At 59.5% G+C, this 19551-nt stretch carries 20 protein-coding genes and 7 tRNA genes; 14 read left to right on the forward strand and 13 right to left on the reverse strand.

All coding sequences use genetic code 11. The features are described 5' to 3' along the window. Positions 1-92 precede the first annotated feature (92 nt). The 3 genes from ACTG2W_RS09075 to ACTG2W_RS09085 all read left to right on the forward strand — a co-directional run bounded on the left by ACTG2W_RS09075 (position 93) and on the right by ACTG2W_RS09085 (position 2104). Entirely contained in the window at positions 93-698 is a 606-nt protein-coding gene (locus tag ACTG2W_RS09075) for a DUF2076 domain-containing protein (RefSeq protein WP_106842280.1), read from the forward strand. A gap of 204 nt (positions 699-902) precedes the next feature. Beyond that, positions 903-1091, forward strand: coding sequence for a hypothetical protein (locus ACTG2W_RS09080; RefSeq protein WP_043822919.1), 189 nt, complete (start codon positions 903-905; stop codon positions 1089-1091). Positions 1092-1246: 155 nt separating this feature from the next. Next, entirely contained in the window at positions 1247-2104 is an 858-nt protein-coding gene (locus ACTG2W_RS09085) for a lytic transglycosylase domain-containing protein (RefSeq protein WP_106842279.1), read from the forward strand. An 8-nt stretch (positions 2105-2112) separates the two neighbouring features. Here the strand turns inward: ACTG2W_RS09085 and ACTG2W_RS09090 are convergent, their stop codons facing one another. Next, on the reverse strand, positions 2113-2676 hold the full coding sequence (locus ACTG2W_RS09090) for a YgjV family protein (RefSeq protein ID WP_181281546.1): 564 nt from the start codon (positions 2674-2676) through the stop codon (positions 2113-2115). Positions 2677-2733: 57 nt separating this feature from the next. Further along, positions 2734-3309 (reverse strand): Crp/Fnr family transcriptional regulator, encoded by a 576-nt coding sequence (locus ACTG2W_RS09095; RefSeq protein WP_106842277.1) that lies wholly within the window; start codon positions 3307-3309, stop codon positions 2734-2736. Positions 3310-3551: 242 nt separating this feature from the next. On the opposite strand from ACTG2W_RS09095, the gene ettA reads away from it, so the two are divergent. The 3 genes from ettA to ACTG2W_RS09110 all read left to right on the forward strand — a co-directional run bounded on the left by ettA (position 3552) and on the right by ACTG2W_RS09110 (position 7250). Continuing rightward, positions 3552-5219, forward strand: coding sequence for an energy-dependent translational throttle protein EttA (gene ettA / locus ACTG2W_RS09100; protein ID WP_005338959.1), 1668 nt, complete (start codon positions 3552-3554; stop codon positions 5217-5219). A 93-nt stretch (positions 5220-5312) separates the two neighbouring features. Then, complete coding sequence (locus ACTG2W_RS09105) at positions 5313-5642, forward strand: hypothetical protein (RefSeq protein ID WP_005343410.1); 330 nt, start codon at positions 5313-5315, stop codon at positions 5640-5642. Between the two features lie 264 nt (positions 5643-5906). Next, positions 5907-7250 carry an NCS2 family permease gene (locus tag ACTG2W_RS09110; protein WP_005343409.1) on the forward strand — a complete coding sequence of 448 codons (1344 nt, stop codon included), beginning with the start codon at positions 5907-5909 and terminating at the stop codon, positions 7248-7250. A gap of 172 nt (positions 7251-7422) precedes the next feature. Here ACTG2W_RS09110 and gltX read toward each other — a convergent pair whose 3' ends face one another. Then, entirely contained in the window at positions 7423-8838 is a 1416-nt protein-coding gene (gltX, locus tag ACTG2W_RS09115; protein WP_106842276.1) for a glutamate--tRNA ligase, read from the reverse strand. 273 nt (positions 8839-9111) lie between these two features. On the opposite strand from gltX, the gene ACTG2W_RS09120 reads away from it, so the two are divergent. The 3 genes from ACTG2W_RS09120 (at position 9112) to ACTG2W_RS09130 (ending at position 12466) form a co-directional block, all read left to right on the forward strand. Then, on the forward strand, positions 9112-11214 hold the full coding sequence (locus ACTG2W_RS09120) for a methyl-accepting chemotaxis protein (RefSeq protein ID WP_181281545.1): 2103 nt from the start codon (positions 9112-9114) through the stop codon (positions 11212-11214). A 99-nt stretch (positions 11215-11313) separates the two neighbouring features. Next, entirely contained in the window at positions 11314-11982 is a 669-nt protein-coding gene (locus tag ACTG2W_RS09125) for a LysM-like peptidoglycan-binding domain-containing protein (protein ID WP_103250429.1), read from the forward strand. Between the two features lie 274 nt (positions 11983-12256). After that, positions 12257-12466, forward strand: coding sequence for a cold-shock protein (locus ACTG2W_RS09130; RefSeq protein WP_005338972.1), 210 nt, complete (start codon positions 12257-12259; stop codon positions 12464-12466). Positions 12467-12694: 228 nt separating this feature from the next. Here the strand turns inward: ACTG2W_RS09130 and ACTG2W_RS09135 are convergent. The 8 genes from ACTG2W_RS09135 to orn all read right to left on the reverse strand — a co-directional run bounded on the left by ACTG2W_RS09135 (position 12695) and on the right by orn (position 14117). After that, positions 12695-12770: transfer RNA gene (locus ACTG2W_RS09135), tRNA-Gly, on the reverse strand. Between the two features lie 24 nt (positions 12771-12794). Beyond that, a tRNA-Gly gene (locus ACTG2W_RS09140) sits at positions 12795-12870 on the reverse strand. A gap of 24 nt (positions 12871-12894) precedes the next feature. Next, positions 12895-12970, reverse strand: a tRNA-Gly gene (locus tag ACTG2W_RS09145). Between the two features lie 24 nt (positions 12971-12994). Further along, a tRNA-Gly gene (locus ACTG2W_RS09150) sits at positions 12995-13070 on the reverse strand. Positions 13071-13095: 25 nt separating this feature from the next. Further along, positions 13096-13171 (reverse strand) — tRNA-Gly (locus tag ACTG2W_RS09155). A gap of 33 nt (positions 13172-13204) precedes the next feature. Then, positions 13205-13280: transfer RNA gene (locus ACTG2W_RS09160), tRNA-Gly, on the reverse strand. Positions 13281-13317: 37 nt separating this feature from the next. After that, positions 13318-13393 (reverse strand) — tRNA-Gly (locus ACTG2W_RS09165). A 178-nt stretch (positions 13394-13571) separates the two neighbouring features. After that, positions 13572-14117, reverse strand: coding sequence for an oligoribonuclease (gene orn, locus ACTG2W_RS09170; RefSeq protein WP_042080584.1), 546 nt, complete (start codon positions 14115-14117; stop codon positions 13572-13574). Between the two features lie 91 nt (positions 14118-14208). Between orn and rsgA the strand changes: the two genes are divergently transcribed. From rsgA to ACTG2W_RS09195, 5 genes are read left to right on the forward strand one after another with little or no spacing between them, the layout of a single operon-like run. Further along, positions 14209-15243 carry a small ribosomal subunit biogenesis GTPase RsgA gene (gene rsgA / locus ACTG2W_RS09175; RefSeq protein ID WP_041202348.1) on the forward strand — a complete coding sequence of 345 codons (1035 nt, stop codon included), beginning with the start codon at positions 14209-14211 and terminating at the stop codon, positions 15241-15243. Positions 15244-15271: 28 nt separating this feature from the next. Continuing rightward, entirely contained in the window at positions 15272-16144 is an 873-nt protein-coding gene (gene asd / locus ACTG2W_RS09180; RefSeq protein WP_162516305.1) for an archaetidylserine decarboxylase, read from the forward strand. Then, a complete protein-coding gene (locus ACTG2W_RS09185) occupies positions 16141-16410 on the forward strand; it encodes a VF530 family DNA-binding protein (RefSeq protein WP_005338981.1) in 270 nt (89 codons plus the stop codon). Before asd ends, ACTG2W_RS09185 begins: the two co-directional genes overlap by 4 nt. Further along, positions 16400-16651: a DUF2960 domain-containing protein gene (locus tag ACTG2W_RS09190; RefSeq protein ID WP_005338984.1), complete on the forward strand. Its 252-nt coding sequence runs from the start codon at positions 16400-16402 to the stop codon at positions 16649-16651. Before ACTG2W_RS09185 ends, ACTG2W_RS09190 begins: the two co-directional genes overlap by 11 nt. Before the next feature lie 2 nt (positions 16652-16653). Further along, entirely contained in the window at positions 16654-17043 is a 390-nt protein-coding gene (locus ACTG2W_RS09195; RefSeq protein WP_106842274.1) for a hypothetical protein, read from the forward strand. A gap of 85 nt (positions 17044-17128) precedes the next feature. Here the strand turns inward: ACTG2W_RS09195 and ACTG2W_RS09200 are convergent, their stop codons facing one another. Next, positions 17129-18382 (reverse strand): glutamate-5-semialdehyde dehydrogenase, encoded by a 1254-nt coding sequence (locus tag ACTG2W_RS09200; RefSeq protein ID WP_106842273.1) that lies wholly within the window; start codon positions 18380-18382, stop codon positions 17129-17131. Between the two features lie 34 nt (positions 18383-18416). Continuing rightward, positions 18417-19520, reverse strand: a complete 1104-nt coding sequence (proB, locus tag ACTG2W_RS09205; protein ID WP_042080580.1) for a glutamate 5-kinase — start codon at positions 19518-19520, stop codon at positions 18417-18419. Between the last annotated feature and the right edge of the window lie 31 nt (positions 19521-19551).

The raw sequence follows: 19551 nt of genomic DNA on the forward strand, positions 1-19551 counted from the left end.
CGGTCATTGATGAGTTAATCAGATACCACTGATGCCCCGCGGGTTTTAGGATGGCTAAACGCACTGTCTGCGCACCATAGCGAGGATTTGAGATGCAATCACAGGAACAGGGTCTGATCGATGGACTGTTCGACCGCCTCAAGCAAGCGCAAGCCAGGGATAGCAAGCGAGACCAACAAGCGGATCAGCTGATCCGCCAGCATCTGGCCCAGCAGCCCGATGCCCCCTACTACATGGCCCAGGCGCTGCTAATTCAGCAGGCTGCCCTTACTCGCCTCAACGAGCGGATCAAGGAGCTGGAAGCCAGCCAGAGCGCCCCAAATGGTGGCAGTTTTCTCTCCGGCCTGTTTGGTGGCGAGAGCAGCCCGCCCCCGCGCTTCACGCCGCCACCGGCAACTGCGCCTGCCCAACCCGCTTCCCGTACCAGCTCCTTTCTCGGTGGCGCCCTGCAAACCGCAGCCGGTGTGGCCGGTGGCGTGATGCTGGCCGATATGATCGGCGGACTGTTTCACAACAATCGGCCCGAGGAGATCATCGACATCATAGAGCCTGCCCCCATCGCCAATCCGGTCGATGCGGAACCGGTTCGCTGGGACGGCTGGGATTCACCTCCCGATGCTGGCAGCAATTTTCTCGATGACGATAACCTGAGTGGCGGCTGGGCCGACAGTAACGATAACAACGGCGGTTTCTTCTGACCGTCAAACCATTACTGGCCCCGCATCTGGCGGGGCCCAACTCGATACGAAACCCATGACTATGGAAAGTGTGATGACACCACGGATCGGCAGCGGCATGACGCGATATACTCAGCGCGCTTCGTGCCACCCGGGAACAACTCCCGACCCCAGGCGCTCTGTCCGTGGCCATGCAACACCCCCATGACGACAAGGAGCCACCTCATGATCCGAACCCTGCTTTTGACCGGTGCCGCCATTGCGGCCTATGCCCTGACCCAGAGCCACTCTCTGCTTCCCCTGCTCAGCCTGCTGGCCCTGCTTTCGCTCTGGGTTGTCAGCGAAATTGGCAGCTTCTATCGCGCACTTCCTCCCGCCGTGCTGGATGAGCAGGAGTATCACCACGACTTTTAACCGGATGAAAAATGGTGTGAAACTGTCGAGATAGCGTTAGTTCCATTCCGTTTTGCTCTCTGAAATCCCCCCGCCATAACAACATGATCCACTGGGTTCGTGGCGATAGCAGCCATGTTCCTCTATATCTTCTGTACTCAAACAGGAGATAACCCATGAGGCACATCAGCGAAAACGGACTGTTTTTGCTGCTTTTTTTGTCGTTGTTACTGGCAGGTACGCCGCGGGCGATGGCACAAGGCAGGGATTTCAGACAGGCCCCCAAGGCGCTGACGGCGATCAAGCAGGGTCAAGTTGCCCAGCAACACGGCAATCTGCAAAAGGCCATCACCCTCTACTGTGTCGCCGCCAGCACCGGCAATCCCGAAGGTTATTTCCGGATCGGCCGCCTGCTCGCCACCGGCCCCACCTCGATACGCAGCGCCAGGCTGGCCAACAGTTATCTCGCCATGGCTATGCGTCTAGGTAACCAACAGGCCGCCCGTTACTACAACGCCCGCATCGGTAATGCCCCTATGAGGGAGCGGTGTGGCATCGGGATCCATGGCGGTCAGGGTGGCTATCTGGCCGGGCTCCCTTCCACCCCCTTCAATGTCGACTCCTGGGTTGCCCGTCAGCCCCCCGCCAAGCAAAAGCTGGTCACCATGCTGCGTCACGCCGCCAGACACCATAAGGTGGATGCCCGGCTGGTGCTGGCGATTGCCATCGCCGAATCCAATCTCAACAGCCGCGCCGTTTCACCCAAGAATGCGCAGGGGCTGATGCAGCTGATCCCCGAAACCCAGCAACGGTTCGGGGTAACCCGACCATTCGATCCGGCCCAGAACATCAAGGGTGGCGTCAGTTATCTCAAATGGCTGGATCGCCGTTTCGATGGCGACTGGGTACTGATCTCGGCAGCCTACAATGCCGGGGAAAAAGCGGTGGAACGCTATGGCGGGATCCCACCCTATGACGAGACCCGGGAGTATGTGAAACGGGTGCTCTACTTCGCTGGCCACAAGCAGCCCTGAGCGGAAAATCAGGAGCTCGCCCGACCGGAAGGCGGCACACGCCCCTTTCTGCGGCCACTGTGGCGGCCACGCCCCCAATAATCGAAGCCATAGTGGCGGTAGTAACCCACCAGATTGCTGACCAGAAACAGCCCCTCCATCAGCGCGGCGACCGGTGAGCCCACCAGCAAGTTGTTACCCAGCCAGCAGAGGGTACCGAGCAGCATCCAGCGCCGCAGCAGGCGATCATCAGGGCAAAACGCGGCCCGGGTTTGCAGCAGGCTCGCCAGCAGCCCAATCCATGAGAGCAGGCCCTGATAGGTCGCTAGCGCCGCCGCACAGGCCAACCCCATGAAAAACCACATCAAGATGCGGCGAACCAGCCAGATGCTCACCAGAAAGCGCATACTGGCCAGCAGCAACAGGCTGGCGGCCGACCACTGCCCGAGCAGGACAAAGTGACCGGCATTGAGGGCGCAGGAGAGGGCCAGACAGGCCAGGATCCTGCGGCGATCCCGCAACTGAAACGACAACAGATCGAGCAACAAGGCCAGGCTAACCACCAGTTGCGACCACAGAAACAGCGACATCATCCACCCCTCGTCCGTCATTTGGATGACGCAGCATGAAGTGGCAACCAGCAGGTGGCATTAACCCGTGTTAATGCGCCTGCGGATCCGTGACAGGGTAACCGGGCTGATGCCGATATAGTTGGCGAGCTGTACTTGGGTCAGTCGTGCAGGCCAGTGGGGGAAGGTGTGGCAGAGCTCCCGATAACGCTCTTCGGGGGAGTGGAGCAGCAAAAACGCCTCCTTTCGCTCCTTGTAACCGAGCTGCTGGCGCAACAGGGCCATGCAGACCGACTGCCAGGCGGGCTCATCCAGCAGGGCGATTGGCACCCGCACCACCTGCAGCTCCGTCAGCGCCTCCAGCTGATAGCGGGCGGGCGACCCAGTGAGCCAGCTGTCGTAAAGCAGGCAGAGCTCCCCCTCGAAGTAGAACTCCTTGCAGCGCTCCTGCCCTTCCCGGGTGTAATGGCAGGCACGGGCGATGCCCATTTCGATATAGAAGGCAGCCTCCTGTTTGTCCCCTTGCGCCAACAGCACCTGACCGGCGCGCAGCGTCTGCCGTGGCAAACGCTGACAGAGGGCTCCACTCAGCGCGGCGTCCAATCCCATTGTGCAGAGAAAGGCGGCCAGTGAGGGGGCTTGAGGGGATGGTTTCATGAGGACTCCGGGACAAAACGGCAGCCCACATCATGCCCAAATTGCACGGCTGATGCAGCAAGGCGTGACCCTGTTGGCAAAGGGGGGACACAGCCGGGTGCCACCTTTGCCCCCCCTCGTCCGTTGGTTTACAATCGACGGGTTTTTTGGAACCCGGTTGACCTGTGTCGACCTGGCCCCACCACGACATCAGTCTGTTAATGCCAAGACATTAACCTGCTGAAAAGGAAGAGAATTAGCCAATGGCTCAATTTATTTACACCATGAACCGGGTCGGCAAGGTAGTGCCGCCCAAGCGTCATATTCTCAAGAACATCTCCTTGAGCTTCTTCCCGGGCGCCAAGATCGGCGTGCTGGGTCTGAACGGCGCCGGTAAATCGACCCTGCTGCGCATCATGGCAGGCATCGATACCGAGATCGAAGGGGAAGCCCGTCCGCAGCCCGGCATCAAGATCGGCTACCTGCCACAGGAGCCAAAGCTGGAGCCGGAGCAGACCGTACGCGAAGCGGTCGAAGAGGCCGTTGGCGAGGTGAAGCGCGCCATGGCTCGTCTGGACGAGGTCTATGCGGCCTACGCCGACCCGGATGCCGACTTTGACAAGCTGGCCCGCGAACAGGGCGAGCTGGAAGCCATCATCCAGGCCCAGGGTGGCCACAACATGGAAAACCAGCTGGAGCGTGCGGCCGATGCCCTGCGCCTGCCGGCCTGGGATGCCAAGATCAAACACCTCTCCGGTGGTGAGCGCCGCCGTGTGGCGCTCTGCCGTCTGCTGCTGGAAAAGCCGGACATGCTGCTGCTGGACGAACCGACCAACCACCTGGATGCGGAATCCGTGGCCTGGCTGGAGCGCTTCCTGCACGACTACGAAGGCACTGTAGTGGCCATCACCCACGACCGTTACTTCCTCGACAACGTGGCAGGCTGGATCCTGGAACTGGACCGCGGCGAAGGTATCCCGTGGGAAGGCAACTACTCCTCCTGGCTGGAGCAGAAGGACGCCCGTCTGGCGCAGGAAGCAAGTTCCGAAGCGGCTCGCCGCAAGTCCATCGAGAAAGAGCTGGAGTGGGTTCGTCAAAACCCGAAAGGCCGTCAGGCCAAGTCCAAGGCCCGTATGGCTCGCTTCGAAGAGCTCAACACCAACGACTACCAGAAGCGCAACGAGACCAACGAGCTGTTCATTCCGCCCGGACCGCGCCTCGGCGACAAGGTGGTGGAAGTGGCTAACCTGCGCAAATCCTATGGTGATCGGGTGCTGATCGACGATCTGTCGTTTGCCATTCCGAAGGGTGCCATCGTCGGCATCATCGGCCCGAACGGTGCCGGTAAGTCGACCCTGTTCCGCATGATGTCGGGTCAGGAGCAGCCGGATTCCGGCGCCATCACCCTGGGTGAAACCGTGGTACTGGCCTCTGTCGATCAGTTCCGCGACAGCATGGATGACAAGAAGACGGTCTTCGAAGAGGTCGCTGACGGTCAAGATATCCTGCGCATCGGCAACTACGAGTTCCCGAGCCGCGCCTACATCGGCCGCTTCAACTTCAAGGGTTCCGACCAGCAGAAGCGGGTTGGCGAGCTCTCCGGTGGTGAGCGCGGTCGTCTGCATCTGGCCAAGCTGCTGCAGACCGGCGGCAACGTGCTGCTGCTGGATGAACCGACCAACGATCTGGATATCGAAACCCTGCGCGCCCTCGAGAACGCCCTGCTGGAGTTCCCGGGTTGTGCCATGGTCATCTCCCACGACCGCTGGTTCCTCGACCGTATCGCCACTCACATCCTGGACTATCAGGATGAGGGCAAGATCGAGTTCTTCGAAGGTAACTTTACCGAATACGAAGAGTGGAAGAAGAAGACCTACGGCGCCGAGGCGATCCAGCCGCACCGCGCTAAATATAAGCGCATCGCCAAATAAGGCTGACTGCGTGTTGAGGGGAGCTTCGGCTCCCCTTTCTCTTGCCTTTTGACTTACAATCCTAGACGGATGCCTTTGCATGGATGTAGCACGATGACGACCCCCATAGAGAAAAAACTCACCATCCAGATCCGGGTTGAACCGGGTTGCCTCGGGCCGGATGGCAAGGAGCACATAGAGACCTTCTGTGCTGCTGCCGCCAAGATTTTTGCCGCCGTGGAGCCCGAGCTGGTGAGCTGGGTGCTGATCCCCCGCTACGACAAGCAACTACCGGAGCAGGAGTTCTTTATCGAGGGGCGCAAGCTGACCGAAGAGCAGGCAAGCCTCTTTCTGCGCCGCTTCGGCCGTGAACTGGGTGAAGTGCAAGACCGGCTCGACTCGGTACTGGCCCAGCTGGTCGAGCGCTACTTCAAAACCCTGTAAGCCCCCTATTTTCGATAAAAGGTTCTCTGCTGAGAACCTTTTTTCATGCTCAAAAAGCAAACGTTTGAATTTTTACTCTATTCATTGATCTGCTTCGCAGATCCGGGGTTTGTAAACGGCGCCGCCTGTGTAAAAATGTGCGCGCTGTCACGGTATCAGGACGAGTCTGGTTACTTAACCGCCAGAAACAGGGCAATTTACCCCGCATGGATGGGATAGCCCGTTCCCCTGCTGCTTATTTCACGTCACCTATTGGAATCCAACATGAATCAACAACACCAAGCTGCCAATCAGGCCGCCGGGCAAGGATTGCTTGAGCGCCTGTTTGCCCTGCAAGGCCATGGCACGACCGCCCGTACCGAAGTGATCGCCGGTATCACCACCTTCCTGACCATGGTCTACATCGTGTTCGTCAACCCGCAGATCCTCTCTGCGGCGGGCATGGACACCCAGGCCGTGTTCGTCACCACCTGCCTCATCGCCGGTATCGGCAGCATCCTGATGGGCCTGTTGGCCAACCTGCCGATCGCGCTGGCCCCCGCCATGGGCCTCAACGCCTTCTTCGCCTTCGTGGTGGTTGCAGGTATGGGCTACTCCTGGCAAGTGGGTATGGGTACCATCTTCTGGGGCGCCATGGGTCTGTTGATCCTCACCCTGCTGCGGGTGCGTTATTGGCTGATCGGCAACATTCCGCTCACCCTGCGGGTCGGCATCACCGCCGGTATCGGTCTGCTGATCGCCCTGCTCGGCCTGCACAACGCCGGGATCGTGGTGGCCAGCCCCGCGACTATGGTGACCGTGGGCAATCTCACCTCCCTGCCCTGCCTGCTGGGTCTGCTCGGTTTCTTCCTGATCTGCATCTTCTCCGCCCGCGGCGTCCACTCCGCCGTGCTGATCGCCATCGTGGTCACTACCGGTCTGGGCTGGCTGTTTGGCGATGTCACCTTCAAGGGCTTTGTCTCCATGCCCCCCAGCATCGAGCCAGTGTTCGGCCAGCTGGATCTGATGGGCTCGCTCGATATCAGCCTCGCCGGGATCATCTTCTCCTTTATGCTGGTCAACCTGTTCGACTCCTCCGGCACCCTGATCGGCGTCACCAACCGCGCCAAGCTGGCCGATGACAAGGGCCACTTCCCGCGCATGAAACAGGCGCTGATGGTGGATAGCGTCAGCTCCGTCGGCGGCGCCTTCATGGGCACCTCCTCGGTTACCGCCTTTATTGAGAGCAGCTCCGGCGTCGCCGTCGGCGGCCGTACCGGTCTGACCGCCATTGTGGTCGGCCTGCTGTTCCTGCTGGCGATCTTCTTCTCTCCGGTCGCCGCCATGGTGCCGGCCTACGCCGCAGCTGGCGCCCTTATCTATGTGGGCGTGCTGATGTGCTCCGAGCTGACCCGGGTCAAGTGGGAAGATCTGACCGAAGCGGTACCGGCCTTTATGACCGCGGTGATGATGCCATTCAGCTTCTCCATCACCGAGGGGATCGCCGTGGGCTTCATCTCCTACTGCGTGATGAAGGCAGGTACCGGCCGCTGGCGCGAGATCAACCCTTGCGTGCTGGTGGTTGCCCTGCTGTTCGTGCTCAAGTTCGTCTGGGTCGACAGCCACTAACTCCGGCTTCTGCCAACAAAAATGCCAGTCAGTTGACTGGCATTTTTTATCCCCGATTTACTATCGGCCTGTGCGCAGGCCATAAAAAAATCCGAAACCTGTGGTTTCGGATTTTTGCTATTCAGCATATGGCAGAACAGGGTTATCTCCTCGTCTGCCACATCGGCAGCACTTACTCGGCAGCCATACGGGCTTCGATGTAAGCAAGCGCACGGTCGATACGAGCGAGAACACGCTCTTTACCTACCAACGCCATTACGGCGTCGATGGCAGGGGACTGACCCAGACCGGTGACGGCCACACGCAGCGGCATACCAACCTTGCCCATGCCCTGACCCAGCTCGGCAGCGGTCGCTTCAATCAGCTCGTGCAGCGCCTCGGTGGTCCAGCTATCCAGTGCAGCCAGCTTGGTTTTGGCCAGTGCCAGCGGCTCGGCCGCAACGCCACGCAGGTGCTTCTTGGCAGCCGCTTCGTCGATCGCCTCAAAATCTTCGAACAGATAGCGGCTCTGGGCGGCCATCTCTACCAGGGTGTTGCAGCGCTCGGCCAGCAGGGTGACCACGTCGGCCAGCGCCGGGCCATTGCTGGTGTCGATCTTCTGGTTTTCCATGTGCCATGCCAGATGCTTGGCCACATAGGTCGGATCCAGGCTGCGCATGTAGTGGTTGTTCAGCCACAGCAGCTTGTCGGTGTTGAAGGCAGAGGCGGACTTGGAGATGGCATCCAGGCTGAACAGCTTGATCATCTCTTCCAGGCTGAAGATCTCCTGATCGCCGTGGGACCAGCCCAGACGCACCAGATAGTTCAGCAGCGCTTCCGGCAGGTAGCCATCATCGCGGTACTGCATCACAGAAACGGCACCGTGGCGCTTGGAGAGCTTGGCGCCGTCGTCACCCAGGATCATGGAGACGTGGGCAAACTCCGGCACCGGCGCGTTCAGCGCCTTGTAGATGTTGATCTGGCGCGGGGTGTTGTTGATGTGATCTTCACCACGCACTACGTGGGTGATCTCCATATCCCAGTCATCGACCACTACGCAGAAGTTGTAGGTCGGCGCGCCGTCGGTACGGCGGATAATCAGATCGTCCAGCTCGGTGTTGGCAAACTCGATGCGGCCACGGACGTGGTCATCGAACACCACAGAACCTTCGGTCGGGTTGCGGAAGCGAATGACGTGCGGCGCATCGGCCGGGTGATCGTGGGCGTGGTCGCGGCACTTGCCGTCATAACGGGGCTTCTCGCCGTTGGCCATCTGGCCTTCGCGCAGTGCTTCCAGACGCTCTTTGGAGCAGTAGCACTTGTAGGCGCGGCCATCGGCCAGCATCTCGTCGATCAGACCGTTGTAGCGATCGAAGCGCTTGGTCTGGTAGTAGGGGCCCTCATCCCAGTTCAGCTCCAGCCATTCCATGCCCTCAATGATGGCGTCGATCGCCTCCTGAGTGGAACGTTCCAGGTCGGTATCCTCAATACGCAGCACGAACTCACCGCCCTGGTTCTTTGCAAACAACCAGGAATAGAGTGCGGTACGGGCACCGCCGACATGCAAAAAGCCGGTCGGGCTGGGAGCAAAACGGGTTTTGACTTTCATCTTTAAGCCTTGTGTAGAGGGCCTTGGGCCAATTCGTTAAAAAAACCGTCGCATTTTAGCACCGACAATCACGGATGGGAAAACCATGAAGCTATTGCGGGCTAAAGTAGGGGATTAAATCTGTCGCCATTTGCATCTGTAGCCCGATATTTGAAGAGGATCGCAAAACCGAAGCCCCGTTTCCGATTTGCTATGCACAATGCTGGAGAGCTGCCTCCTCCGGTCGATACCCAAACAACGCTCACCACACTTCTCACGAACAAGGAAGAGACGATGCAGTTCCGTTCTATCCAGAATCGCATTCTAGTGATGGCCGGGATCGCCATGACCGCAGCCCTGGTCATCCTGATCCTGCTCAACCAATACTCCGGCCAACAGACCCAACAACTCACCATCAGCTCCAGCCGTGAAGCGCTGCAGCAGGAGGCATGGCAAAAGGTCAGCGCCAATGCCCGCGCCGAGGCAGCCACCATCACCCAGCTGCTGCAAAAAGGGCTCTCCTACACCCAGCAGATGGCCAGCACCCTCGCCCTGCAACAGCAAGGCAAACTGCCGCTGGATCGCCAGCAGGCCACCGACCTGCTCAAGGCACAACTGGCGTTGGAGCCCCAGCTTTATGGCGCCTTCGCCGGCTTCGAGCCCAACGGTTTCGACGGTCAGGATGCCAGCTTTGCTGGCCAGAGTGCGCTGGGCAGTGATGACAAGGGGCGCTTCGTGCCCTACTTCTATCGCGACAAGGATCAAATCGGTACCGATCTGCTGCTCTCCATCGAAAAAACCGACCCGGACGAATTCGGCAATCCCGCCAACGACTACTACGCCTGCCCGAAGCGGGAAGGACACTCTTGCCTCATCGATCCCTTCAAGGTGGATATCAACGGTCAGCAGGTGCTGGTCAGCACCATCACCACCCCCATCATGGTGAATGGTCAGTTCAAGGGGATCGCAGCGCTCGATCTGGCGGTGGACTCCATCAGCCGTCAGGCCAAGAGCCTCAACAACAACATCTATGATGGCCAGGGGGAGACCCTGATCGTCAGCGCAGCCGGTGTCATCACCGGCACCAGCGGCGATGCCAGCCTGCTCGGCAGCAGCGCAAGTAAGGTGCTGGGCAACCAGTGGCAGCAGTACCTGAAACCGGAAGTTCAGCGTCAGGAGCTGGACGAGTCATTCCGTATTTCCGTCCCCATCATGGTACCGGGAATGAGCCGCAACTGGGCCATCATCGTCACCCTGCCCTACAAGGTGGTACTGGCGGGGGCCGATCAACTGGAGAGCCAGCTGAGCGACATGAACCAGGCAGCCATGACCCAGCAATTGGTGGGTGCCGTTATCGTACTGGTGCTGGCGCTGGCCACCATGCTGGTGATTGCCCGCAGCATCACAGGCCCCATCCGTCAGATGGTCAGCCTGGTGGATGACATCGCCGATGGTGAAGGGGATCTCACCAAACGCCTCACGACCCGATCTGTCGACGAGCTAGGGGATCTCGCCAAGGGGATCAACCGCTTTATCGACAAACTGCAGGGGCTGCTCGGGGATGTGCTCAAGACTGCCAGCGAGGTGAACCGCTACGCCGGTGACACCGATCGCATTGCCGGTCAGACCGACAACAATCTGCAGCATCATCAGGCCGAGATGGAGCAGATGCTGACCGCGGTACAGGAGATGTCCTACGTCAGTCAGGAGGTCGCCACCCACGCCAACAACACCGCCGACTCGGCCAAACAGGCGCAAGGCGCAGCCGATCAGGGCAAGGAGCGCTTCCAGCAGGTGATCCAGTCGATGCACAAGGTCGCAGCAGAAGCCGGAAAAGGGGCAGAAGTGGTGGAAGGGCTGGCCCACGACAGCGCCCAAATCACCAGCATCCTCACCGTCATTCAGGGGATTGCCGACCAGACCAACCTGCTGGCTCTCAACGCCGCCATCGAGGCAGCCCGGGCTGGCGAACAGGGCCGCGGCTTTGCAGTAGTCGCCGACGAGGTGCGCAAACTGGCGGGCAATACCCAGCAGGCGGTACAGAACACCCAGGAGCTGATCGAGAAGATCCGCCTCAGCTCCACCAATGCAGTCAACGCCATCAACCAGAGCCAGCAGCTGACCCATCAGGCGGTGAGCGAGGCGGATCTGGCGGAAGAGGCGCTTGGCAGCATCTACCAGGCCATCTCCACCATCAACGACATGACCTATCAGATCGCTTCCGCCGCCGAAGAGCAGAGCTCGGTCTCAGAAACCGTCTCCGGCAACCTGTCAAAAACCAACGCACTGGCCAACGACATTGCTCAGGATGCGACCGAAACGGCCAAAGCCAGTCAGGCATTGCGTCAGGCGGCCGACAAATTGCAGCAATTATTGGGTCAATTTCGTCTCAGCTGATAATTTTCCGCCTCAGGACTCTCCCCCTCGGGGGCGAGTCCGTTTACCATAGGCGACGAATTTGCCTGATGGCAGGCAATGTAGTGAGAGGTAAATGCCGTGCCCACCCCGGACCGTCGCCCACGAGGCCATAACAGACGAGCCCAGCAGCGTCGCCAAGACGAATCACAAGGATCCCTGCTCCATCGCATCAATGCCGCGACCCTGTCCCTGCGCCAACGTTTTGGCCAAGGGATGAGCAACCTCGGCCAACGCCGCCAGGATGCCAAAGCAGGCAAATTCAAGCTGTCCAGCCCGCTGCCCCGCAAAAACACCATAGGTCTGCTGATCCTGATCCCGCTCTGGTTGCTGGTGCTGGCTTGGGAGCCAGCGCCATCCGCCCCCAAAGCCGCCCCTTCCGGCTCGCTGGAAGTGCCGCTGGCCGTGCCTGCTCAAGCTCTAACTGTCGGTAATGGCGCGGCAGGCAGTGCCCCCGCGGCAGCCAAGCCGGTCGAAGAGAAGGTTAACGGCACCTGGCTGCAACACGATGTGCAGGCGGGTGAGACCCTCTACTCCATCTGGCGTAAATTCGAGTTGCCGGGTGCCGAGCTGAGCCGCCTGATCGCCATCGAGGGGCCGGATCGTCCCCTGACCCGCCTGCAATCGGGCCGTTCTATCTTCATCCTGGTGGACGACACCCGCCGCATCCAGCGGGTGGAGATCCGCTCCTACGGTCAGGCGGTTTACCGCTACGACCGGCAGGGCGAAGGGTTCGCCCTCAAGGAATAACAAAAACGGGAGGCGCTGGCTTCCCGTTTTTTTCAGTCAAATATTTTCAAATAAGCTACTGACTTCACAATATTTTTAGCTTGTTCAAAAAACGAAAGGGGTCAAATTGACAAGGATCGGCGCTAACGTACAATCGTTTGTGCTTTAGACAGGGATTGTTCTACGTGCTACTGGGACAAAGAGACGTGGTCAGTCATGAGCCAACCCCTGCTTGCAAGGCAAATGCAGCCCAGCACGGGCTTAGTTTCATTTTGTTATTGATAGGATTTAGCACATGTCTGACATTCGCACCGGCCAGGTAAAATGGTTCAACGAAACCAAGGGTTTTGGCTTTATTGAACAATCCCAGGGTCCGGACGTATTCGTTCACTTCTCCTCCATCCAGAGCACCGGTTTCAAAACCCTGGCTGAAGGTCAAAAAGTCCAGTTCACTGTGACCCAGGGCAAAAAAGGCCCTCAGGCTGAGAACGTTACTCTGGTTTAAGCCCGCGCCAGTGAATCATGCAGGAGGAGCCAAGGCCCCTCCTCTTTTTTGCCCGCAATTCTTCCTGCCAACCACCTTTCCCTCGTACAACCCGCACAATGAACCCGTACCACCTTCCTGTTTGCAGGAGGTGACAGAGACACGCTGAGTAAACGTCAGATACGACAAAGCATCGCAGCGCGATGTGAGGGGCAATTCAAAGGGATTATGAAAACTTCGAAGAGAGATTGGAGCGGGAAACGAGACTCGAACTCGCGACCCCGACCTTGGCAAGGTCGTGCTCTACCAACTGAGCTATTCCCGCAACAGAATGTCATTTACAAGTGATTGGAGCGGGAAACGAGACTCGAACTCGCGACCCCGACCTTGGCAAGGTCGTGCTCTACCAACTGAGCTATTCCCGCAACGGAATGTCACTTACAAATGTTTGGAGCGGGAAACGAGACTCGAACTCGCGACCCCGACCTTGGCAAGGTCGTGCTCTACCAACTGAGCTATTCCCGCAACAGAATGTCATCTGCAAGTGATTGGAGCGGGAAACGAGACTCGAACTCGCGACCCCGACCTTGGCAAGGTCGTGCTCTACCAACTGAGCTATTCCCGCATCGGAATATCACTTACAAATTTTTTGGAGCGGGAAACGAGACTCGAACTCGCGACCCCGACCTTGGCAAGGTCGTGCTCTACCAACTGAGCTATTCCCGCAACAATTTGGTTGTCTTTAGGCTGGCTGATGATTGGAGCGGGAAACGAGACTCGAACTCGCGACCCCGACCTTGGCAAGGTCGTGCTCTACCAACTGAGCTATTCCCGCATCGGGCTGGTTTGCACCAGTGTCATCATCAGATTTTTGGAGCGGGAAACGAGACTCGAACTCGCGACCCCGACCTTGGCAAGGTCGTGCTCTACCAACTGAGCTATTCCCGCAACTACCTTAAAACAGGCCGTACAGCATTTGGTTGCTTGCGCTACTGTACGGGAGCCGAATTATAAGAGCAGTCATTCCAATTGCAAGGGCTTTTTTGTCTGGTTGCGCGCGTTCGCTCAAAAGCTGGCCGAACTGTCGATTTTAGCAGCCAGAGTATGACAAACCCTTGCCGGGGAATCAGATCTTGAAGACGTGGCTGCGATAGAACTGCAGCTCGGCGATAGATTCACGGATGTCGTCCAGCGCCTGGTGGGTGCCGCTCTTCTTGAACTGATCCAGCAGTTCCGGCTGCCAGCGGCGTACCAGCTCCTTGATGGTGCTGACGTCGACATTGCGGTAGTGGAAGAAGGCTTCCAGCTCGGCCATGTGTTTGACCATGAAGCGGCGATCCTGACCGATGCTGTTGCCGCACAGCGGGCTGGTACGCTCCGGCACCCACTGGCGAATGAACTCGAGGGTCTCGGCAATGGCTTTCGCCTCATCGTGCTGACTCGCCTTGACCCGGGCCACCAGACCGCTCTTGGTATGGGTGTTGACGTTCCAGTCGTCCATCTTGGCCAGTTCTTCATCACTCTGATGAATGGCGATGACCGGCCCTTCGGCCAGTACGTTCAGATCCTTGTCGGTGACTATGGTGGCAATCTCCAGTACCACGTTCTCTTCGGGGTCGAGACCCGTCATCTCCATGTCGATCCATACCAGGTTCTGCGCGCTGACTGTCATGATTGCTCTCTCTATTGGGAGGAATGGCGGAATTTTGCCAATTTGCATGTATCATACTGGCTTTGGATCTGTTCATAAACTGGCGAATCGAGTGGCAAAGAAAGCAAAACTCAATCTGGGTCAACAAAGGCGCGTCCAGGCCAACCGCGAACGGCGGCTGCAAAAAGATCACACCACAGTGGTGGATGACACCCTGTTTGGCCCCGCCATCGAAGGGGTGGTGATCAGTCGTTTTGGTCAACACGCAGACGTGGAAGCGGTCGATGGCACCATCCACCGCAGCAACCTGCGGCGCAGCAGCATCAGCAGTCTGGTCTGTGGCGACAAGGTAGTGTGGCGTCCCGGCCTCAATGCCGCGACAGCGGGCGTCATCGAGGCAGTGCATCCGCGCCACTCGGTACTGACCCGGCCGGACTTCTACGACGGGGTCAAACCCATCGCCGCCAATATCGACCAGATCATCATCGTCTCGGCGGTGATGCCCGAGTTCTCCACCAACATCGTCGACCGCTATCTGGTGGCCGCCGAGGATGTGGAGATCCGCCCCCTCATCGTGCTGAACAAGGTCGATATGCTCGATGATGCCGCCAGAGCGCGCATCGAAAGCCAGCTCGAAACCTACCGCAAACTCAATTACGAGGTGCTGCTGGTGAGCTGCGAGAGCGGCGAAGGGCTCGATGAGCTGAAAGCCGCTCTGACCGACAAGATCAGCATCTTCGTTGGCCAGTCCGGGGTGGGCAAGTCGTCGCTCACCAACGCCCTGATGCCGGGGCTGGATGTATTGACCGGCGAGATCTCCGAAAACTCGGGGCTCGGCCAGCACACCACCACCACGGCGCGACTCTACCACTTCCCGAGCGGTGGCGATCTCATCGACTCCCCCGGGATCCGCGAGTTCGCCCTCTGGCATCTGGAGGCCGACCGCATCACCTGGTGCTTCGTCGAGTTTCGCGACTATCTGGGTGGCTGCAAGTTCCGCGACTGTACCCACAAGGACGATCCCGGCTGTGCCCTGCGCGCCGCGGTCGACGCGGGCGCTATCAGCGCCGATCGCTTCCACAACTATCACCGCATCCTGGAAACCATGCAGGAAGCACGTCACGGTCGCCAACAGGCGCGCCTGTGACCCTAATAAACCTACGTTGATGATGAACATGAGCATTACTGACAACCTGAAAATTGCCGGTCAATACTGTCTGCCCAAGCACGCCCTCTCCCGTCTGATCGGCAAGTTTGCCGCCGCCGAAGCGGGCAACATCACTACCAAAGTGATCGAGGCTTTTATCAAGCAGTATCAGGTCGACATGAGCGAGGCGCTGCACGAGAGCCCGGCCCACTACAAGAGCTTCAACGAGTTCTTCACCCGCGAGCTCAAGCCCGGTATCCGCCCCGTGGTAGAAGATGCCATGACCCTGGCGCTGCCGGTCGATGGCACCGTCAGCCAGCTCGGCCCCATCCAGCAAGGTCGCATCATCCAGGCCAAGGGCCACGACTACAGCGCCCGCGAGCTGCTGGGTGGCTATGAGGATTTGGTGGCGCCGTTCAAGGATGGCGACTTCGCCACCATCTATCTGGCGCCCAAGGATTATCACCGCATCCACATGCCGCTGGATGGTGTGCTGGAGAGCATGGTGTTCGTGCCGGGGGATCTCTTCTCCGTCAACCCGCTCACCGCCGAGAACGTGCCGAACCTGTTTGCTCGCAACGAGCGGGTGGTCGCCACCTTCCGCACCCCGCACGGCCCGATGGCGCTGGTGCTGGTCGGTGCCACTATCGTGGCCAGCATCGAGACCATCTGGGCCGGCAACATTGCGCCGACCAAAGAGAAGAAGGTGGTGCGCTGGGACTACAGCGGCGACGAGGCCATTACCCTGCAGAAAGGTGCCGAGATGGGCCTGTTCAAGCTGGGCAGCACCGTGGTCTGCCTGTTTGGCCCTGGCATGCTGGCCGGTTTCGAACCTCACTTGGCCAACGGCGTCACCACCCGCATGGGTCAGCCCTTTGCCAAGCTGGCGGAGCAGGCATGAGCGAGCAACCAAACGCCTCGCAGAAGAACAACCCGCTGCACGGGCTGACGCTGGAAGCCATCGTCACCGCGCTGGTCGAATACTACGGCTGGGAAGAGCTGGGGCAGCAGATCAATATCCGCTGCTTCACCGATAATCCCAGCATCAAGTCCAGCCTGAAGTTCTTGCGCAAGACCCCCTGGGCCCGGGAGAAGGTCGAAAGCCTCTACCTCTACGTCCAGCGCAAGCAAGCCAAATCGAAGAAGGAAGGGCAAGATGGCCTTTAAGATTACGTATACCTATAAAAAACAGGCCAAAGAGATCGGCTACGCGAACGACAAGTTCCGCAGCATCTACGACGCCATCGCCGCTGCCGAAGGGCTGGATCTCACCAGTTTTCACGCTATGGAGGCCCAGCTGGCTCAGGTTTGTCGCCGTGACAAGAAAAGCGTGAAGGATTACCAGGAGAACTACTTCAAAGAGTTGGGATTCTCCAACATCGTCATCGAACGGGATCTTCAGGAGTAACCATGCGCACCTTGACCCTGATGGCCGCCTCTCTGCTGCTGGCGGCATGCAGTACACCGGAACAACATCTGGTGGGCGGCGATCGCGACAGCCACGGCTGTATCGGCAGTGCGGGCTATCAGTGGTCAGCGCTGACTGGCAAATGTGTGCGCCTGTTTGAAGAGGGTATCCGGCTCAATCCGACCGATGCCAGCCAGACCAGCAGTGCGTTCGTGCTGTTCAACACCGATCAGAGCAAGGCCGAACTGACCCTGCCCACCGGTGAGCAGCACCAGCTTGCCCGTCAGGGGATGGAAGGCAACTGGTCGTGGCAGGGCAGCGGTTACACCCTCTTCCCCTGGAAGGGCTATGTGCTCAAATCCGGTGACAAGGTGCTCTATCAGGGGGAGTAACCCGATCGCCTGATATCTTCCCGATATCCGCCAAATAAAATGCCGACCCAAGAGTCGGCATTTTTGTATCTGACACAACAGGTTATCAGGCACGGCTGAGGTAATCGGCCTGCCCTACCCACTTGTAGCTGGTAAGCTCGGTCAGCCCCATGGGGCCACGGGCGTGCAGCATCTGGGTCGACACCGCCACTTCAGCCCCCAGACCAAATTGGCCACCATCGGTGAAACGGGTGGAGGCGTTGACATAGACAGCCGCCGAACCGGCTCCGTTGACGAAACGCTCGGCGTTGGCCAGATCGTTGGTCAGGATGGCATCGGAGTGGCCGGCGTTATGCTCGCGCATATGGGCCAGCGCCTCGTTCACATCCGCCACTAACTTGACCCCCAGGGTCAGACCGAGCCACTCGGTATCGAAATCCTCCGGCCCCGCCTCGCACAGGTTGTCCGCGCCAGTCAGCAACGCCATGGCATTGGGCGCGGCCACCAGCGTCACCTTGCGCTCGTTCATCAGCGTCACCAGCTGCGGCAGGAAGGTAGCAGCCACCTTCTCGTGTACCAGCAGGGTATCGAGGGCGTTGCAGGCGGAGGGGCGCTGCACCTTGGCGTTGTCGATAACAGCCAGAGAGCGCACCAGATCGGCACTCTCGTCGACGAAAATATGGCTGATACCGAACCCGCCGATGATGACCGGGATGGAGCTGTTCTCCTTGCACATCTTGTGCAGGCCGGCACCGCCACGGGGGATGATCATGTCCACATAGCGGTCGAGGCGCAGCAGCTCGCCGACCAGCGCCCGATCCGGGTTGTCGATGTACTGCACCGCCGCCTCGGGCAGACCGGAGGCCGCCAAGGCATGCTGGATCACCCGCACCAGCTCCAGATTGGAGTGGAAGGTCTCGCGCCCGCCACGCAATATGCTGGCGTTGCCGGTCTTGAGGCAGAGGCTGGCGATATCGATGGTGACGTTGGGGCGCGCCTCGTAGATGACGCCGATAACCCCGATGGGCACCCGACGACGGGAGAGACGCAGGCCATTTTCCAGCACCCGGCTATCCATTTCGGCGCCGACCGGATCGTCCAGCGTGATCACCTTGCGCACATCTGCCACGATACCGGCCAGCCGGGCCGGATTGAGCAGCAGGCGATCCAGCATCGCCTCTGACAAGCCTGCCTCACGGCCGGCGGCGATATCTTTCACGTTGGCGGCGAGGATCTGCTCACTGCGCGCCTCCAGCTCGTCGGCGATGGCGGCCAGCGCCCGATTCTTCTGCGCCGTGCTGATGGTAGCCAGCTGATAGGCGGCTTCACGGGCCGCCTGCCCCATTTTCTCCAGACTCATCTCATTTCCCTTTGTTCATGCCGTGCCGCCCTGATTAGAGCAGCACCATATCGTCTCGATGGATGGCTACTGAACCATATCCATAGCCCAGTACCTGCTCAATCTGATCCGAGTGGACGCCACGCAACTTCTCCAGCTCCAGATGGTCGTAACGGCAGATACCGCGCGCCAGCTCGGCGCCCTTGGGATCAAGAATTCGCACCACATCGCCTCGAATAAAGTCACCCTTGACGGCGACAATCCCCTTGGGCAGCAGGCTGGAGCCTTTATCCTTCATGGCGGCGACAGCCCCCTGATCCACATGTACTTCGCCGTGAGGGGGCGGGCCTGCCAGGATCCAGCTCTTGCGCCCTTCCAGCGGGGACGCCAGCGCCGGGAACAGGGTGCCAATCCGCTCGCCCTTGGCGAGACGGCCGATCACCTCCGGCATCTGGCCGGTCGCGATCACCACGTTGACGCCGGCGCGGCGCGCCACATCGGCGGCCTGCAGCTTGGTAGCCATGCCGCCGGTGCCGAGGCCGCTGACACTGTCACCCGCCAGCGAGCGCAGGGTATCGTCGATAGTCTGCACCTCTTCAATAAGCTGGGCATCGGGATTGGTGCGCGGATCGGCGGTAAAGAGCCCCTTCTGGTCAGTCAGCAGGATCAGCAGATCCGCATCCGCCAGAATGGCGGCCCGTGCGGAGAGGTTGTCGTTGTCGCCGACCTTGATCTCGGCGGTCGCCACCGCATCGTTTTCGTTGATGACCGGAATAATGCGGTGATCGAGCAGGGTGCGCATGGTATCGCGGGCGTTGAGGTAGCGCTCCCTATCTTCCAGATCGGCGCGGGTCAGCAGCATCTGGCCAATATGCAGACCGTAGAGGTTGAACAGATCCTGCCATACCCGAATCAGCTGGGTCTGACCAACCGCCGCCAGCATCTGCTTGTTGGGCAGGGTTGGCGCCAGTGGCGGGTGGCCCAGATGTTCACGCCCGGCGGCGATAGCTCCTGATGTGACGACCACGACCCGATGGCCGTGACGGTGCAAGGCCGCACACTGTCTGACCAGCTCGACCATATGGGCACGATTGAGCTGGGAAGACCCCCCTGTGAGCACGCTGGTGCCCAACTTGACGACTATGGTTCTGTTTTCCATGGGAGCATAAAGACTAAAAAGTAAGGAATAT

Origin of the sequence: Aeromonas sp. 96A (assembly GCF_051919165.1) — a bacterium.
GTDB classification, from domain to species: Bacteria; Pseudomonadota; Gammaproteobacteria; order Enterobacterales; family Aeromonadaceae; genus Aeromonas; species Aeromonas veronii.

What these genes read in the sequence shown, in the direction of transcription:
- ACTG2W_RS09075 (WP_106842280.1), top strand. Translation starts at nt 93, where the DNA reads ATGCAATCACAGGAACAGGGTCTGATCGATGGACTGTTCGACCGCCTC.
- ACTG2W_RS09080 (WP_043822919.1), top strand. Translation starts at nt 903, where the DNA reads ATGATCCGAACCCTGCTTTTGACCGGTGCCGCCATTGCGGCCTATGCC.
- ACTG2W_RS09085 (WP_106842279.1), top strand. Translation starts at nt 1,247, where the DNA reads ATGAGGCACATCAGCGAAAACGGACTGTTTTTGCTGCTTTTTTTGTCG.
- ACTG2W_RS09090 (WP_181281546.1), bottom strand. Translation starts at nt 2,676, where the DNA reads ATGATGTCGCTGTTTCTGTGGTCGCAACTGGTGGTTAGCCTGGCCTTG.
- ACTG2W_RS09095 (WP_106842277.1), bottom strand. Translation starts at nt 3,309, where the DNA reads ATGAAACCATCCCCTCAAGCCCCCTCACTGGCCGCCTTTCTCTGCACA.
- ettA (WP_005338959.1), top strand. Translation starts at nt 3,552, where the DNA reads ATGGCTCAATTTATTTACACCATGAACCGGGTCGGCAAGGTAGTGCCG.
- ACTG2W_RS09105 (WP_005343410.1), top strand. Translation starts at nt 5,313, where the DNA reads ATGACGACCCCCATAGAGAAAAAACTCACCATCCAGATCCGGGTTGAA.
- ACTG2W_RS09110 (WP_005343409.1), top strand. Translation starts at nt 5,907, where the DNA reads ATGAATCAACAACACCAAGCTGCCAATCAGGCCGCCGGGCAAGGATTG.
- gltX (WP_106842276.1), bottom strand. Translation starts at nt 8,838, where the DNA reads ATGAAAGTCAAAACCCGTTTTGCTCCCAGCCCGACCGGCTTTTTGCAT.
- ACTG2W_RS09120 (WP_181281545.1), top strand. Translation starts at nt 9,112, where the DNA reads ATGCAGTTCCGTTCTATCCAGAATCGCATTCTAGTGATGGCCGGGATC.
- ACTG2W_RS09130 (WP_005338972.1), top strand. Translation starts at nt 12,257, where the DNA reads ATGTCTGACATTCGCACCGGCCAGGTAAAATGGTTCAACGAAACCAAG.
- orn (WP_042080584.1), bottom strand. Translation starts at nt 14,117, where the DNA reads ATGACAGTCAGCGCGCAGAACCTGGTATGGATCGACATGGAGATGACG.
- asd (WP_162516305.1), top strand. Translation starts at nt 15,272, where the DNA reads ATGAGCATTACTGACAACCTGAAAATTGCCGGTCAATACTGTCTGCCC.
- ACTG2W_RS09185 (WP_005338981.1), top strand. Translation starts at nt 16,141, where the DNA reads ATGAGCGAGCAACCAAACGCCTCGCAGAAGAACAACCCGCTGCACGGG.
- ACTG2W_RS09190 (WP_005338984.1), top strand. Translation starts at nt 16,400, where the DNA reads ATGGCCTTTAAGATTACGTATACCTATAAAAAACAGGCCAAAGAGATC.
- ACTG2W_RS09195 (WP_106842274.1), top strand. Translation starts at nt 16,654, where the DNA reads ATGCGCACCTTGACCCTGATGGCCGCCTCTCTGCTGCTGGCGGCATGC.
- ACTG2W_RS09200 (WP_106842273.1), bottom strand. Translation starts at nt 18,382, where the DNA reads ATGAGTCTGGAGAAAATGGGGCAGGCGGCCCGTGAAGCCGCCTATCAG.
- proB (WP_042080580.1), bottom strand. Translation starts at nt 19,520, where the DNA reads ATGGAAAACAGAACCATAGTCGTCAAGTTGGGCACCAGCGTGCTCACA.